This is a genomic window from Collinsella ureilytica (genome assembly GCF_019795105.1).
Classification (GTDB): Bacteria; Actinomycetota; Coriobacteriia; order Coriobacteriales; family Coriobacteriaceae; genus Collinsella; species Collinsella ureilytica.
This window is the reverse complement of the sequence record NZ_JAIMFO010000005.1, coordinates 284,651-301,202: the sequence shown is the minus strand read 5'-3', so window position 1 is coordinate 301,202 and position 16,552 is coordinate 284,651. Positions and strand designations below refer to the sequence as shown.

13 protein-coding genes are annotated in these 16,552 nt (G+C 52.2%); 12 read left to right on the top strand and 1 reads right to left on the bottom strand.

Annotation, left to right across the window (positions count from 1 at the left end):
- The first annotated feature begins 136 nt into the window (after window positions 1–136).
- The 4 genes from K6V98_RS04055 (at window position 137) to K6V98_RS04040 (ending at window position 3,421) form a co-directional block, all read left to right on the top strand.
- Window positions 137–1,033, top strand: coding sequence for a hypothetical protein (locus K6V98_RS04055; protein WP_222199243.1), 897 nt, complete (start codon window positions 137–139; stop codon window positions 1,031–1,033).
- Window positions 1,034–1,043: 10 nt separating this feature from the next.
- Window positions 1,044–1,508 carry a hypothetical protein gene (locus K6V98_RS04050; RefSeq protein ID WP_222199242.1) on the top strand — a complete coding sequence of 155 codons (465 nt, stop codon included), beginning with the start codon at window positions 1,044–1,046 and terminating at the stop codon, window positions 1,506–1,508.
- 96 nt (window positions 1,509–1,604) lie between these two features.
- Complete coding sequence (locus K6V98_RS04045; protein WP_222199241.1) at window positions 1,605–2,276, top strand: response regulator transcription factor; 672 nt, start codon at window positions 1,605–1,607, stop codon at window positions 2,274–2,276.
- 2 nt (window positions 2,277–2,278) lie between these two features.
- Window positions 2,279–3,421, top strand: coding sequence for a sensor histidine kinase (locus tag K6V98_RS04040; RefSeq protein ID WP_222199240.1), 1,143 nt, complete (start codon window positions 2,279–2,281; stop codon window positions 3,419–3,421).
- A 68-nt stretch (window positions 3,422–3,489) separates the two neighbouring features.
- Here the strand turns inward: K6V98_RS04040 and K6V98_RS04035 are convergent, their stop codons facing one another.
- A complete protein-coding gene (locus K6V98_RS04035; RefSeq protein ID WP_222199239.1) occupies window positions 3,490–3,927 on the bottom strand; it encodes a universal stress protein in 438 nt (145 codons plus the stop codon).
- Window positions 3,928–4,190: 263 nt separating this feature from the next.
- On the opposite strand from K6V98_RS04035, the gene K6V98_RS04030 reads away from it, so the two are divergent.
- From K6V98_RS04030 to K6V98_RS03995, 8 genes are all read left to right on the top strand, one after another.
- Window positions 4,191–5,081: an undecaprenyl-diphosphate phosphatase gene (locus tag K6V98_RS04030; protein ID WP_222199301.1), complete on the top strand. Its 891-nt coding sequence runs from the start codon at window positions 4,191–4,193 to the stop codon at window positions 5,079–5,081.
- A 294-nt stretch (window positions 5,082–5,375) separates the two neighbouring features.
- Complete coding sequence (locus K6V98_RS04025) at window positions 5,376–6,689, top strand: NCS2 family permease (RefSeq protein ID WP_222199238.1); 1,314 nt, start codon at window positions 5,376–5,378, stop codon at window positions 6,687–6,689.
- A gap of 738 nt (window positions 6,690–7,427) precedes the next feature.
- Complete coding sequence (locus K6V98_RS04020) at window positions 7,428–8,708, top strand: uracil-xanthine permease family protein (protein WP_222199237.1); 1,281 nt, start codon at window positions 7,428–7,430, stop codon at window positions 8,706–8,708.
- Window positions 8,709–9,065: 357 nt separating this feature from the next.
- Window positions 9,066–11,666, top strand: a complete 2,601-nt coding sequence (locus K6V98_RS04015) for an ATP-dependent helicase (RefSeq protein ID WP_222199236.1) — start codon at window positions 9,066–9,068, stop codon at window positions 11,664–11,666.
- A 27-nt stretch (window positions 11,667–11,693) separates the two neighbouring features.
- The gene (gene brnQ / locus K6V98_RS04010; RefSeq protein ID WP_222199235.1) at window positions 11,694–13,028 is read left to right on the top strand and encodes a branched-chain amino acid transport system II carrier protein; all 1,335 of its coding nucleotides are present in this window, start codon (window positions 11,694–11,696) and stop codon (window positions 13,026–13,028) included.
- A gap of 532 nt (window positions 13,029–13,560) precedes the next feature.
- A complete protein-coding gene (locus tag K6V98_RS04005) occupies window positions 13,561–15,144 on the top strand; it encodes an LPXTG cell wall anchor domain-containing protein (RefSeq protein WP_222199234.1) in 1,584 nt (527 codons plus the stop codon).
- Window positions 15,145–15,620: 476 nt separating this feature from the next.
- Window positions 15,621–16,163 carry a PTS sugar transporter subunit IIA gene (locus K6V98_RS04000; RefSeq protein WP_222199233.1) on the top strand — a complete coding sequence of 181 codons (543 nt, stop codon included), beginning with the start codon at window positions 15,621–15,623 and terminating at the stop codon, window positions 16,161–16,163.
- Between the two features lie 19 nt (window positions 16,164–16,182).
- Window positions 16,183–16,479, top strand: coding sequence for an HPr family phosphocarrier protein (locus K6V98_RS03995; RefSeq protein ID WP_222199232.1), 297 nt, complete (start codon window positions 16,183–16,185; stop codon window positions 16,477–16,479).
- Window positions 16,480–16,552 lie beyond the last annotated feature (73 nt).

The window sequence follows — 16,552 nt, the reverse complement described above, 5'->3', positions numbered from 1 at the left end:
TAGCGAGCTGCTGCGAGGCGTTCCTTGCTTGTGGTGGGTGCCTGTAACCGACGTTTACTCCAACTCACCTGTCAGAATGGTTACAGCACGGGCACGACTGGCCGCAGCTCTTTTTGTTGAGCAGAAAGGAAGTGGGATGAACGAGCCAATTGAGGAGATCTTCGATAATGCAGAGGATCTGAATGCCTATCAGGAGTTTTGTGAGACACAAGAGTTTGGCTCTGAACCCTTTGACCTTGATCGGCCAGCGCTTATTTGCCGTTGGAGAATGGCTCACAAGCGCGTCCCTCTTCTGAACCGGCACATTCGTGCACTTGCTCAGCGTCAGGTAAACGGTGAGAAAATCACGAGAAATCTCGTCTCGTGGGCAAAGCAACATATTGAATGGTCACTTGCTGAGGGGGATTACTCAGAGCGCGATGGCGTCCTCATGCTCGTGGTGGATGTGAACGGTAACGCTGCAATGTCGGTTGGACCTTACGAGCCGCTTGCACAAACCTCACTGCTTGATCTTGTGCTGTGCGCTCGTCAGGCAGAGGCGGAGCGTGCAGAGGCAGGTGTCGCGCCTGAGGTGCTCTGCATGGTAGCGGGCTCTAATCTTGTGATTTTTCAGGCAAAGCATGCTGTCGTATCCGGCATGCTGAGCCTTGTAGAGCAGCTGGCGGCTACACGGGGGCTGACCGTGCATCACCGAGTGCTCCCAGCTGACCAGCTAGATGGCTTGCTTGCAGATGTGAAAGCTGTTCCGGCATCGCGTGCTATGCAAGACGGGTCGCCATCTGAGACCCTGGAGCTAGATACACCCGCAGAGGCAGCATTATTGTCACACGAGCTTTTGGCAGTGCTACTCGCTCAGCTTCCAGCCGACGATTCAGTGGCTGATTCAGGAACCACGGCACCTGATCGTTCTCAGGCGAGTGCATGGTTTTTAGTGTCAGATGAACACGGGATAGTTCCTGCTGTGAACGCGCACGAACCTTTCATCACGCTTTGTTCCGAGGGGCTTGCAGCCCTGCAAGCTCGTGCACGTTAGAGGGTGGTTTATGGATAGTAAGTTTTGGAAGGTAGGCAGCATAGTTGCAGCTGTTCTCCTTTCCCTTGTAATTTTTGCCTACTATCAAACTCCGGGAATCTGGTTTTATATTTTTAGCTATCAGACTGGTTTTTGGACAGACCTTACTCTCAGAGATCGCCTGATGTTTGGACTTCTTATCCCAACAACAATTTCATTGGTTAGCTTTATCGTCTTCTCCCGTATGTTTGCCTTCATTAAGAAACATATTCACATGGATACATCTGCGGGAGCCTCAAAGATGTTTCGTGTGTTGATCGGCATTGATATAGCTTTTAACTTAGTATTTAAACTCATTATGCCAGATACTGATGGATATGGCATATTTATATACGTTAATCCGGTCTTCTTTGATTTCTTTTCTATATTTGATTGCATCCTGATACTTTGCGCATTTATGGCCGCATGGTATGAACCTGCGGAAGATCACGAATAGTTCGACCTTGTCCTTACATCTTCGAAAGCTCCCTCAGGTTCGTTTTCATAGCTTGCTCACCGATGTCATAATGCAATCAAGTGTGAGAGGAGAGCTATGTCAGAGCCGCTGATTTATATCGTGGAAGATGACGCCGCCATTCGCAATGAGCTGATTGCCGCGTTGGAGCGCAATGGCTTTAAGACGGCGGCCGCTATCTCGTTTGACCGAGTGGTGGAAGAGATACTTGCTGCCGAGCCGGATCTTGTACTGCTCGATCTCTCTTTGCCGGGAACCGATGGCCAGTTTATTTGCCGCGAGCTCAGAGGATCAAGCGACGTGCCAATTGTAGTTTTGACCGCACGTACCACCGAGATCGATGAGGTCATGAGCATGAATCTCGGTGCGGATGATTTTATTCCCAAGCCCTACCGGCTCCGCGTTTTGGTCGCACGTATCGAGGCCTTACTGCGCCGCGCTTCTGGTGCAGAGGGCGCGCTTGTACTTTCTCATGGTGGAGTTGAGCTCGATCCAGCACGATCACTCGCTCGCGCGCACGGGAAACAGATTGAGCTCACTAAAAACGAGATGCGCATCCTCGCGCTCTTAATTTCCAAGGCTGGGACTATTGTTTCGCGAGAAGCGATCATGCGAGATCTGTGGGACTCTGAAGCATTTGTGGACGACAATACGCTGACAGTGAATATCAATCGTCTCCGGTCCACCTTAGAAAAGATCGGGGTCACGGATTATCTGGTGACGCATCGCGGTCACGGTTATTCGGTGTAGCGATGAGGTTAGGTTCGTATTTGCGCTCGTGCGCTCCCGGTATTGCTGTTGGCGTGGCATCCATTGTGTTTCTGTATATTGCGTTAGGCGCAGTATCGGTCACGGGTGCGGCGGCGCTGCTTATCACGTCAATTCCTGTGTTGAGTGCTCTGATTGTGCTCATTGTAGATTACACAAGAAAGCAGGCGTTTTATCGCGATTTGCATGCGTGTTCTCAGCATCCCGATCAGGCACTGTGGCTAACAGAGATGGTTGAGCGTCCCTATTTTGTAGAGGGTTGCATTGCCTATGATGACCTGGAGGTTATCACGAGGGCTGCAAATAATCGCATTTCCGCTGCTGAGCGTCGCGTTGGAGAGTACCGAGAGTATATAGAGACGTGGGTGCATGAGGCAAAAAGCCCGTTGTCTGCTGCGCATTTAGCAGTAGAAAATCTGCGGGATACGCTTATGCCAATTGACGGATCTGCGCCTGATGTTGAGGAAGTGCTGCGCGGCACCGATGCGGTTGAAGAGTCACTGGATCGCACGGAAGGCTATATTGAACAGGCGCTCTTTTATGCGCGTTCAGAAACGGTCGATCGCGATTATCTGGTGCGATCCTATACTTTGCACGATCTGGTAGTGAAGACCGTAAAGGATAACTTCCGCTTGCTCATTGGCGCGCATATGGAGCCGCGCTTGGCCAATCTTTCAGAAAAGGTTTTTACTGACGAAAAATGGATTCGTTTCATTTTGGGACAGCTGATTCAAAATAGCGTGAAGTACGCACGCGCAGAGGGCGCAGAAATTACTTTCTCTTCGTATGTGCAAGATCAGGGGCGCTCGTCTGAGCGCGTTGTGCTCGTCGTGGCTGACAATGGGCGCGGTGTTGGAGCGGCGGATTTGCCGCGTGTCTTTGATCGTGGTTTTACCGGAGAGCAAGGACGCGTGACGGAGCGAGCAACGGGAATTGGCTTGTATCTGGTGAAGCGACTGTGCACCAAGATGGGCATTGGCGTGGAAGCCAGATCGGCTCTGGGAGAGGGCTTTGAGATGCGCCTTGCTTTCCCAACGAATCGCTTCCGTTATGTGGACGAGGACGATTCGTCGCAGCGCAGCAGAATGCACGGCTCATACCGAGTCGATCCTTCAAGCAGTATGTAGCAAAGGAGGCTGGTGCGGCATACGCACCAGCCTCATTGCTCACCTGATCTCTTATGCAAGGATGCAAGCTACTTCACGACGAGAATGTCGCAGTCGGTATTGCGGAGCAAGAAGGTAGAGATTGAGCCCAAAAGCGCGTACTTAATGCCCGATAGCCCACGTGCGCCGCAAATCACCAGATCGGGACGAATGATATCGAGCATTTCATCCTTTAGCGTCTCGCGGATGCGGCCAGAGCGAATAAGCACTTCCACTTCGGAGATGAAGGGATTCTCGCGCGCGGCCTCCACCTGTTCGGCAATAGACTCACGGAAGGCTTCCTCAAGACCTTCTACCAAATCGATGGGGTAGGAGCCTGCTGCTTCCAAAGCAGTGGAGTCAATAACGTGGCCGATAACGAGTTTGGCATTGTTATTCGCTGCTACCTTGATTGCGCGTGCGAGGACAAAGTCCTGCTGTTCAGTTCCGTCGAGCGAGACGAATACCGTTGAATACCCTTCGCTCATGGTGCCCTCCTCCAGTTTGGCGGGGAAGATCCCCCGGCCTGCGAACCGTCTTACCAATCGTATACCCCTCTGGAGTTCGAATTTCCGCAACGATTCTGCGGACGTGCTGATTTTTTCGCGGCGCGGGTGGTTGTCTTGCCGCGCGCAGGCGATAATGAGCCGCAGCAATGCGCGCGTACACAGCAGTGCGCGTACACAGCAAAGCGGAGTGATCCGTTGCGACAGGAGGATCTGTGATCATCGAACTTCTTAAATCTGCCCTGATGGGTTTGGTCGAGGGCGTAACTGAATGGCTGCCCATCTCATCAACGGGGCATATGATCCTCGTGAACGAATTTGCCAAGCTGAACGTGTCCGAGGCGTTTTGGAACATGTACCTCGTGGTTATTCAGCTCGGGGCAATTCTTGCGGTATGCGTTTACTTTTTTAGCGATCTCAATCCGCTCAGCCCTTCAAAAGGCCGAGAAGGTCGCGCTCGCACGTGGGCGCTCTGGGGCAAGATTGTGCTTGGCTGTATTCCAGCAGCAGCGATTGGCATTCCTCTGAATGATTGGATGGAGGAGCATCTGTACAACGCCTCAGTTGTTGCTGGTGCTCTTATTCTGTATGGTCTCATCTTTATTGTGGTGGAGCGCGTGCGAGCATCCCGATTCGCAGCTGCCGAAAACCAGCTGGTCGGAGCTCATTTTCGTGAGGAAGATCTGGCGGTATCTGATTCTGATATCGGATCGATTGAAAGCCTCGAGGAACTTTCTTGGAAGACTGCCCTCGGGATCGGTCTGTTTCAGGTGCTTGCGTTAGTGCCAGGAACCTCGCGCTCAGGATCAACGATTATCGGTGGTCTTATTTTGGGCTGTACGCGCACGGTTGCCTCTAAGTTCACCTTCTTTTTGGCTATCCCGGTTATGTTTGGAGCAAGTGCTCTCAAGCTCGTTAAGTTTTTGCTCACTGGTGGGACCTTTGCTCTGGAAGAGACGATGCTGCTTGCAGTAGGTTGCGCGGTTGCCTTTGTGGTCTCGCTTTTAGCAATAAGATGGCTGATGTCGTTCGTGCGTCGTCACGACTTCACTGCCTTTGGCATCTACCGTATTTTGCTTGGCGTGGCTGTGCTGGCTTATTTCTTACTCAGCGGAGCTACTCCCTCGCTCGTGTAGGCGGTGCCTGTCTGAGGCTTCGACCCTGCCCCGGCGGTTCTGCCTAGGCCGTGGTTCTGCCCAGCCTGTCGATCGGTTCATTTTTACGATTCCGTCACTCATCCTATGAGAGTGTTACAGCCATGATTCCATAGCCGTTTCCCTGCAGAAATTTGGTATCGTTAACGCGTTCTGTGCGCGCTGTCCTATGAGCGCGTCGAGTTTTTGTGCGTCGCCGTTTGTGGTTGCGGCTGCGCCCGAGCGTGTGTGCGTGCCAACTGTGGGTGCGCCTCAGAGTGTGACAGAAAGGAAGCCATGGATCAGTTCTTTAAGCTTTCCGAACGAGGGTCGAACGTTGGCACAGAGATGCGTGCTGGCCTCACGACGTTTCTCGCGATGGCCTATATCATTGCGGTGAACCCCTCGCTGCTCGTAGAGGCAGGCATTCCCATGATTGCCGCCGTTACGGCTACCTGCCTTGGTGCTGGCATTATGACCATCCTGATGGGCATTTTTGCCAATCGACCGCTCGCTTGCGCGTCGGGCATGGGCGTGAACGCCATTGTTGCTTTCACCCTAACCTCAATTGCCGGGGGAGACTGGCATGCTGCAAACGCCGTTATCTTCGTTGAAGGCGTGGCGATTCTCCTGCTCGTGTTGTGCGGTCTGCGCGAGGCAATTATGGATGCAATTCCGGTTTCGCTTCGCCATGCTATCTCTGTCGGCCTTGGCCTTTTCATTGCGATGATCGGCCTTAAGAATGGCGGCATTATCGTGGCCAATGAGGCAACGATGGTTGCCTTGGGTGAGGTGAGCGACCCGCTGTTTATTATGGGTCTCATCTCCATTGTTGCTACGGTCATTTTGTATTCGATGCGCGTGCCTGGCGCTTTGCTGGTCGGCATTATCGTGTCGGTGCTCGCTGGTATTCCTCTAGGTCTCACGCACATGCCTGAGGCGCTCGTTTCAGGTCTGGACTTCTCGTCGTTTGGCGCTCCGTTCTTAACGGATGAGCAGGGAACCATGGGTATCGTTAAGGTGCTCACCAACCCAACGCTTATCGTGTTTGCCTTCTCCCTCATGATGTCTGACTTCTTTGACACCATGGGAACTGCCATGGCCGTGGCCAAGCAGGGCGAATTCTTGAATGAGGACGGATCGGTTCAAGATATTAAGCCGATTCTGATTGTTGACTCTGCAGCTGCAGCTGTTGGTGGCTTGGTTGGCGCGTCTTCCATTACCACCTTTATTGAGTCTTCCTCGGGTGCGGCAGACGGTGGTCGTTCTGGCCTTTCGTCTGTGGTCGTTGGCATTCTGTTTATTCTTGCGGCATTCTTTGCGCCGGTAATTGCCATTGTGAATTCGGCCGCTACCTGCGGTGCCTTGGTCTTTGTGGGTTACCTCATGATGAGCGAGGTTCACGATATTGACTGGGGCGACCTACTTGCAGGCTTCCCGGCGTTTATGATCGTGGCTGGCGTGCCCTTTACCTATTCCATCTCTGACGGCATCGGCTTTGGCTTCATTGCCTATGTTGCTGTTGCTGCAGTGACCGGCCAGATCAAGAAGGTAAAGCCGCTCATGTGGGTGGCTGCCATCGCATTTTTGATCTACTTCCTGATCGTTTAGGTGTTCTGGGCTCAAGCACGCCGGCGCTTCAGCAAGTATGCTTTGTCGCTGCTCCTTAAGTGTACTGGCATCTTCGATTAGCATGCTCTGGCGCTGTCCTTAAAGCGTGCGAGCACCTTCGGCTAGTATGCTTTGGCACTGTGTTTTTTGAGTTAAATGCTCTTGTGTTTGCGCCTTGCACATGGGTTATTGAGCGATGTATGCGCCTGCGTTGCTGGCTCTGTAGCTTGCATATTATTGGATTGCTGGGCGCGATGTTTCTATGGCTGCCAAGTTGGACTTTGTGTCTGGCTTGGCAGTTTTTGTTGTTATTTTCACTCAGCGCTCCGGTCAAAATGCTTGAAGACATGTCCTGCTCTTCTTAAGCTGGGAGATCTGGCGCGGGAAGAAAGCGCACCTACAAGTGTATCCCCACCCGTGCGAGTGTACTCGCCCGTGAAAGCACATCCACCCGTGCGGGCGGATTTATCCGTGCGAGCACATCCAGCCGTGCGGGCGGATTTATCCGTGCGAGCGCAAATCAACTCACCTTCGCGGCGAGAAGTCACTATATTCCGCTATAGTGATACGGATTCAAATCGGCGGCGGTTGGAGTCCGAGTCAGCAGCAGATGGAACTCGAATTAGCGGCAGTGAAATTCGTATTCACAACAGCCGAATCTCAGGTGGCTTGGAGTTAAGCGGCAGCCGTAATTCTAATCGGCGGTAATTGAAGTCCGGCTCAACAACAGGAGGATCTATGGCTCGTCACGAGCGCGAAGTCATTGGAGTGGACGACCACGTTGCGCCAGTTCGTGCGATTCCACTTGGTATCCAGCATATGATGAGCATGTTTGGTGCAACGGTACTGGTACCGATCTTAACTGGCCTTGATCCTAATGTTGCCATCATGTGTTCTGGCATAGGAACTATCTGCTACTTGCTGGTCACCCGGAACAAGATTCCAAGCTATTTAGGAAGCTCCTTTGCATTTATCAGCCCTATTTTGGCCGTTGGAGCTACGCGCGGGCTAGACGCGGCTATGAGCGGCGTCATTGTTGCCGGTCTTGTGTTTTTGGCAGCTGCTGCGATCGTGCGTGTAATCGGTACTGGCTGGCTTGACCGGATTTTGCCGCCTGTCCTGGTAGCAGCCGTTATGATCGTCATTGGAGTGGGACTGTCTGCTACGGCAGCCAAAATGGCGCTTATGCACGATAGTGTCGATGGCAACCCGACATTTTTTGTACTGGGATCAGTCGTTGCTGGGATTACACTGGTTTCAGCTGTTGTTTTTTCGAGCCGTGGGGGATTGCTTGGCACGGTGCCGGTTCTGCTTTCCATCGTAGTTGGGTATCTGGTCTCGATCCCACTTGGCCTCGTTGATCTCGCGCCTGTTGCAGAGGCGGCCTGGGTTGGCTTGCCGCACTTAAACGCCCCTCGCTTTGATCTGGGCGCGATTGCACTCATTGCCCCCGTGGCAATTGTGACGGTCATTGAACACATCGGTCACTTGCTTACGGTAGGTGAGGTTGTAGGTCGCGATTATCGCTCGATGCTGCCGCGCTCGCTTGCGGGAGATGGTATTTCGTGCGTTATCTCGGGCTGCCTTGGTGGCCCTCCGACCACGACGTATGCAGAAAATATTGGCGTGATGAGTGTCACCCGCGTTTATGCAACGCAAATCTTTTGGTATGCCGCAGGAATTGCCCTGGTTGTGGGAGGCTTTTGCCCAAAGCTTGCTGCGCTTGTACGCTCAATTCCCTCTCCGGTGATGGGCGGCGTCTGTCTACTGCTCTTTGGACTCATTGCAAGCAATGGTTTGAGAATGCTTGTGAGCAATAAGGTTGATTTTGACGACAATCGTAATCTTATGATTGCCTCGGTTGTGATCATACTTGGGGTCGGCATGGAGACAGCAGGGATCTCTATCCCAGTGGGCGACTATGCCTTGCCTGGCATGGCAACCTCAACACTTGTTGGCATCTTGCTCAACCTGATCTTACCCGCGCAGACAGATGAAGAGCCAGAGTCCACCGTCTGACGAAGCGCCTGATATGACGCGCTCAGTAGCGCGCGCCGAACTTGGCATTAAACACCTCTCTTCAAGATGGGGGTACAGCTGACCGGTGTGGTCTGCATGCCGTCGTATACTGGTAGGCCGCCCACGTCTGACTTGGAAACTTGTTCAGCGTGTGGGAGTGTATTATGCGCGCAATCTGTGCGGAGCTACGTGTGGCAGCGCCTTATATGTGAGGTAGCGCCACATGTGCGCTTGCGCCTTTGCATCTCGCGTATGCATCCCCGCGTACCGTACACGCTTGCGAGAGCATGTTCTCGAGAGTGTTGCGCAGACATTGCGCGCAAGCCCGCATCCGACCAACCAGCAGGGAGACCTTCTATGGCAGCCGCTTTTGATATTGACTCGCTCAACCCCGCCCAGCGTGAGGCTGTTCTTACAACCGAAGGACCGCTGCTCGTGTTGGCAGGAGCTGGATCGGGTAAGACACGCGTCCTTACACACCGCATTGCTCATATTGTGGCGGATAAAGGGGTGGCTCCCTGGCGTATCTTGGCCATTACCTTCACCAACAAAGCGGCCGCAGAGATGCGTGAGCGCCTAACAGATCTACTTCCCGAAGGTACGCGCGGTATGTGGGTTTGCACCTTTCATGCTATGTGCGTAAGGATCCTGCGTGAGGATGCGGATCTTTTGGGTTATACCAGCCAGTTCACTATCTACGATGACGATGATTCTCGTCGATTGGTGCGAGACATCATGGGCGCTCTCGACCTGGATCAAAAGACTTATCCAATCAATATGATTCGAGGGAAGATATCGGCTGCTAAAAACGCCATGGTAAGTCCCGAGGCGATGCTCGAGCTTGCCGAGAACGATACATCTCGTGCAGCTGCCCGCGTGTATATCCAACTTGAGCGGCGCCTGCGTGCGGCAAATGCCATGGACTTTGATGATCTGCTGGTTCGAGCATTGGAGCTTTTGCGCACACGTCCTGAAGTTCTCGAGAGCTATCAGGAGCGGTTCCGCTATATCAGCGTGGACGAGTACCAAGACACAAACCGTGTGCAGTATCTTCTGGCTAATCTGCTAGCAAATAAGTACGGCAACCTCATGGTCGTAGGCGATGACGACCAGTCGATTTATAGCTGGCGTGGGGCAGATATCTCCAATATTCTCGATTTTGAGAAGGATCATCCAAGCGCTCGGGTCATTAAGCTTGAGCAAAATTATCGAAGTACCGGACATATTCTTTCTGCAGCCAATGCAGTGGTGCGCAATAACTCGCAGCGAAAATCAAAGCGCCTGTTCACAGCCGCAGGGGATGGCGAGCTGATTCGTGCATATCAAGCAGCTGATGAGCGAGACGAAGGCCGCTGGATTGCGAGTGAGATTGATCGTCTTCACGATGCTGGCATGAGCTACGAAGATATTGCCGTGTTTTATCGAACCAATGCACAATCTCGTATTTTGGAAGATATGTTTTTGCGTGCAGGCGTGCCGTATCGCATCGTCGGTGGTACACGATTCTTTGATCGTGCGGAGATTCGCGACGTCATGGCCTATCTCAAGATGGTGGTCAATCCTTCAGATGAGATGAGCGTCAAGCGTGTGATTAATACACCTCGTCGCGGCATCGGCTCGGCATCCATTGCAAAGATCGAGGATTTGGCTCTCGAAAATCATTGCAGCTTTTTCCACGCCTGTGAGATTGCGGTTGCAGAAACGGGGAGATTTACTCCTAAGGTTCGCCGTGCGCTCGATACGTTTGTAGACATTGTCCGAAGTGGTCGGCGCATGAACGGTGAGCTTTTCCAGGTGGTTGATGCCATTGTGAGCGCATCAGGGCTCATGGACGCCTTGCGAGCTGAGGGATCCATGGAGGCGGAAGGCCGCATAGAGAACATCCAGGAGTTTTTGGGCGTAGCCGCTGAGTTTGAAGAGACTCATGAGGATATTGAAGGTACGCTTGAGAGCTTGGCGGAGCTGCGCTCAGCAGGTATTGCCGATATTCCATCTCAAGTGGCAACTAAGAAAGCTATGGACAGCGGAGATGTGGCTAGTGGCCTGACTGTAGCGTTTAAGGAAGAGAGAGTGGCGGGGGTAAAGCCTGGAGATGTTGCGTTTGAACCGTCTTCATCCGAGGCTGCGTCTCATCCTGGTGCTCAGCGCGCGTCTGAGATCGAGCAAGCATACGGTCCTTTATCTTGCGCGGCCTTACCTGCTCTTATGGAATGGCTTGCCTTGCGCTCTGATCTTGATGCCCTAGCTGGGGGTTCTTCAGCTATCACCATGATGACGGTACATTCCTCTAAAGGTCTGGAGTTTCCGGCAGTCTTTGTTGCTGGACTTGAAGAGGGAATATTTCCGCATGTAGGGGGGTTTGGGGCGACGCCAGATGAACCAGGCAAGCTCGAGGAAGAGCGCCGCCTTGCTTACGTAGCCATTACGCGCGCTCGCCAGCGCTTGTTCCTCACGTATGCGGCAACTCGACGCACCTATGGATCAACCCAGGCCAATCCTCGCTCGCGCTTTATTGGTGAGATCCCCGAGGCAGATATTGAAATTACCGGCGTGGGCTCCTCTGGCTTTGGCGGTGTTGGCTGGGAAAAGCGAGGGGATCGCAGGGGAACCTTTGGGTCTGGGACAGGAGCTGAGTATGGGGGCAGTGTTTTTGGCTCGTATACACGATCCTCGGGAGGAGCACGCAGACATCGCGAGATTGCGCCAGATGCGGGACTTCCTCCAGCAACTTTTGGATCGGGGCGTAGTGTCACTTCTACTCGCGTACCTGAGCAGCGCCGACCAGATGCTGCCCGAGCAGCAGAGGTCTTTGCTGTGGGAGACCGTGTGAATCATAAAACCTTTGGCCCGGGGTCAGTTATTGCTGTTGACGGTGACCTGCTTGAGGTGAGTTTCGAGCGGTCAGGCCAGACTAAAAAGTTAATGATAGGTTTCGCACCGATCGTTCGGCTAGACTAGACCACATACTTCTTAGAAGGGGGATGTATGGAACGAGCCGGTAGATTGTCAGTTGCCCAAGCGGCTACAGTAGGGGTCACCCTGTTCTCAATGTTTTTTGGAGCCGGAAACCTGATCTTGCCTCCTCTTTTGGGTCTCAAAGCTGGATCAGACATGGCGCCTGCTGCCATTGGCTTTCTAATCACCGGTATTGGTCTGCCCATTTTAGGCATTATTTCGGTAGCCTTAGCGGGAACGGTTCGCTCGCTTGCCAATCGTGTTCACCCGTGGTTTAGCCGCATTTTTGTTGCTGCAATCTACCTCTCGATTGGTCCTTGTCTGGCAATTCCGCGAACCTCATCCACTTCATTTGAGATGTTGGTTCCCCTGTTGCCACCAGATCTACCTATGGAGATGGTTCGTCTTATCTTCTCGATTGCCTTCTTTGCGGTGGCCTTTTTCTTTGCACTACGCCCAGGCAAGCTCACTCGCTTGCTTGGCCGAGTAACCGGGCCTGCTTTGATCGTACTCATTGTTGCCGTAACGGTTGCAGCAATTTTAGATCCAGCAGCTTCAATTCCTGCAGCCCAAACGCCATATGATCAGAGTCCGATGCTTCAAGGTTTTTTGACGGGCTACCAGACCATGGATCTTTTAGCATCCCTTACTTTCGGCATTGTGATTGCTACGAATATCCAAGCGCTTGGTGTGGTTGAGCCGCGCGATGTTGCGCGTGAGATTTCGCGAGCTGGCGCTGTTGCTGGAGCCTTGATTGGCATCATCTATGTCGGTTTTGCCTTTACAGGCCAACAACTTGCATCTGCAATTCCTGAGGCTACCAATGGTGCCTTTGTTCTTACGGAGTCTGCGGTTCGTCACTTTGGATCGGTTGGTGTGGCAATTGCCGCTGCAATCTTTTTGCTTGCCTGCTTGAACGTGTGCATTGGTCTGATTAGTTGCTGCGCAACCTATTTTTCTGAAGAGATTCCGGGAGCGTCCTACCGTGCGTGGGCCTTTGGCTTCGCCCTTTTCTCCTGCGCAGTCTCCAACGTTGGTCTCGACGCGATCCTCACCTTCTCAGTGCCGCTTCTGAGCGCTTTGTATCCCGTATCCATTGTCTTGGTAATTATGGGAGTGTTTCATACTGTGTGCGATCGCGTGCCACGCGTGTGGCCGTTTGTGATTGGTACCGTTGCGGTTATTAGCGTGGCTGTCAGTATGCGCGACGCCTTTGCAAAGACGTTGTGGCTGCCTTTTGACCTCCTGCCATTTGCTAAAGAGGGTCTTGGCTGGGTGCTTCCCGCTCTAGTGGCACTCGCAATCGCCATTGCACTTGAGAAGCTTGTAGGCACTTCAGCTAAGGCGGAGCGTGCAAGCGCATAAGCGTGCGCATACACATTGTTCCGTTTGCATAGCCCCGTCTATCCCTAAGCGTTTAGGAGTAGACGGGGCTTACGCATGCCGAACGCCTCATTTTCCAATTTGCGCTCATTTTCCAGATAAGAATCTGTTGTAAACGGCGAGGGCTCCACTATCTCCATCTGAGTGCTGTTTCCACGTTGATGTTCGATGTAATCAAGCTTGTTGCCCTTAGAGGAGCCACTTGTGCATGTGGGTCCATGCTTGGTTGATACAGCTGTGCACACTTATTTCTTAGGGATGTCTTCTTCCAAGGAGGGTGTATTGTGAGTCAAGGGATGCGATCTGAGCTGAAGTGAGCAAAAGCATCAGCTCTTTGTGAGGTGATACAGCTTCCTTAACTTACAGATACATAAAAATCCTTAATAAGGGAGCAATTATGTATAAAAAGATCTTATAAAGGCTTGCAGTCTTTGTTGCAACCAGGTAATTCTCGCCTTTTTTGCTCAGAATTCAATGTATGATAAAATCCCAACATACAAGAAAGGAGTCTCCGATGAGAAAAACTCATATTTGGCTCGGCTTGGCAATTGTTTTTGTCTTTGTCGTTAGCCTGCTGGGGGGAGGTAGAGCTTCCTTTGCTGATACCCCAACAACAAGCAGCTGGACCATAAACTTCCGCTGGAAATACAAGGATGACCAGCCGCATTGGGGATTTGATGAGGCTCGTATGGGGCAAAAGGTTAAGATCCTGATGTACTTCCCGCAATATGGCAAACCAGCGCCTGATGCAGCCGAGCAACGGGTGCCAAAGAATAAGTGGGTAGCATTTGAGCTGACGTACGGCGAAAAAGCCACGTTTGAAGTTACAACCGAGGCCACGCAAACAATTGGTGATACCACGTATACCGATGTGCGACTTGACCAAGGTTATCTGTATATGACTGATGAGGCGGGATATGCACGCGATCTCGCATACAGCACCGGTGTTTCTCCAGGCACAACAGTACAAGACTGCTTGCTGTTTCAGCAAGCCAATACAGATTTCCGCTTCTCTCTTGTGAATGGGGATATCCACCCTGATGATCGGGTGGAAACAGGAAATAAAACAACAATTCCCATCTCAATTGGGTTTAATAGAACTTATAAGGATAAGACGGAGCCGTTCATTGGCAGAAACGGCAGGCCGATCGTCAACACATATACCTTTGAGGATGCGGCTGAGCATCACCCCAGTGCGGAGTATGATGCGACACATCGAGAAACACTCATTACTTATGCAACATCGGGCAATGATTTTGATCTTTATAGTAACTACACAGGTAAATATAAAACGTATACCATGACGGCTCAGTTCAGCGATACCAAAACCACTAAGAGTGCAAACGGGCGCTATGAAATTACCGGTGTCGAAGGCAGCGATCTTACTGGATGGGAAGTAAAGCTTACGTCTCATGTGAAGGCGGTAACACCCGAAGCTCCAACAGTTGAATCGTCGACAGAAGCGGGAGTGCCGGGCAAGGTTCTTATTCCTAAGCCAGCCGACCCAGCACATCCAACATGGACATACACTCAGGTTCGTGTAAACAAGGCAGGGGAGCCTAATGAGCGCGGTACCTATGTTAAGGTAACTGCATCGTTGGTTGATCCCGTACTGAACTACGTTGCAGATGGCGCTGTGTGTGAATGGACGCTGGATATTTCTCCAAAAGCTGCTGTTATAACACCTGCGACACCCATTTCACCCACATGGGGTGACGCAACAACGCCTCTAGACACTCCTGTTGTTGTGCCTTTGGAGCAAGGAAAGGTTCAGGAGGGAACTACGGTTGACGTGAATGGCCCTGGCACTGCAGTGTTGAATAAAGACGGCTCGATTACCGTAACTCCCAATGATCAGGCAAAAATTGGCGATGTAATTGCTGTAATCGTTAAAGACAAAAACGGGGCAACAATTGATGAGTTTAAGGTGTCTTTAACTAAGCCTGCTAAGGAAAAGCTAGCCAAAAAGAGGCGGTTGCGTACTGCCCCTCGTCTCCCGCAGACTGGTGCGATTGATGGCATAGCAGTACTGAGCGCTACGAGCGGTGTGCTGTTGAGTGCCGGCGGCATGGTGTTAGCAAAGCGTCGCCGCGGCTAATTGAACGTATACACTCAAAGCTGGTGTAAAACGGGATCACTATTCGTGATCCCGTTTTTTTGTGCATCGGAAAGATGTGTGAGCAGTGGAAGGGTTCGTTGGCTGAAGGAATAGATCAAAATTCTGTTCGCAGAAATGGCCTACTGAATGAATGCGACTAAACATGAATAGGGTATGCGCGGCTCGAGATCTATTTTTAGCGTTCGTGCTATGGCAGGCTATGTTGCGGGGGGGGGTAGACGAGGATAAAGTAAGCGGCATTTTTGGCGCTTGGGCTTATCGACCCCGCGTAAGACCGGTATCATTGCTGGCATGGTCATGCTGGCAGCCGGGTGGCTCTGTGTTTTTGAGAGTCAGGCTCGATAGTATTGCTGTCAAAGACGTGCCAGCACGTGCGTTGGCTTTGAGATGGTCGGAGCCAGCATACGGGTATCAGTGCTGGTACAAGTGTTCCAGCGAACGTGAGGAGAGGGCACATGGGACTGTTCGATGTATTCAAGAAGAAGGAAGAGGCACCGGCTGTAGCTGAGCCTCAAGTACCCGCAGCTGTTGAGGCTGCAAGCGGTGATGACGTGCTCTGCGCCCCGGTTGCTGGTCGCGTTATTGCTATGGCCGATACACCTGATCCGGTTTTTTCTGGTGAGGTGCTGGGCAAGGGCTGCTCGATCTTGCCTGAAGAGGAAACGGTGTACGCACCGCTTTCTGGTACGGTGATCGTGACTATGGGTCATGCCGTGGGCATCATGGGAGATACCGGCATCGAGGTCTTGGTGCATGTTGGTATCGATACGGTTAGCATGGAGGGCAAGGGCTTCACAGGCTATGTGAAGCAGGGCGACAAGGTAGTTGCCGGTCAGCCGGTGATTACGATGGATCGCGCCGCTATCAAAGAGGCAGGCTTTGCAGATTGCGTTGTGCTGGCTGTTTCCAATACGCCTGAGTTTGCAAGCGTAGATCTCGCAGTTGAGCCTGAGGCTCAGGTTGCTGCTGGTGAGGCCGTTATTCGCGTTACTCGCTAGGTAAGAAAGAAGAGCGTGCATGATTCAGTTTTCACATATTATTTGTGATCCTCTGGGTCTGCACGCTCGCCCTGTTGCTCAAATTGCTGCCGCAGCAATGTCGTGGGACAGCAAGATCACGGTGTCTCGAGTGGATAGTTCGTTTGCTGGCGACCGTTCGGCCGATATTCCCGCAGGTAGTAGTGGTGTAGATGCAAAAGATCTGATGGCCTTGATGTCGTTGAACGCGGCCTGCGGCGATGAACTCATCATTACGGTTCAAGGCTCAGATGAACAGGCAGCTGCTCAAGCCTTGCGTCAAGCGTTTACCTTTTAAATAAATCTGAGTTTTCAAGCTCTCTGCCGTGCCAGTCTTCATGGCTCGTAGCGCTGTATGTCGAGCAGCGCTC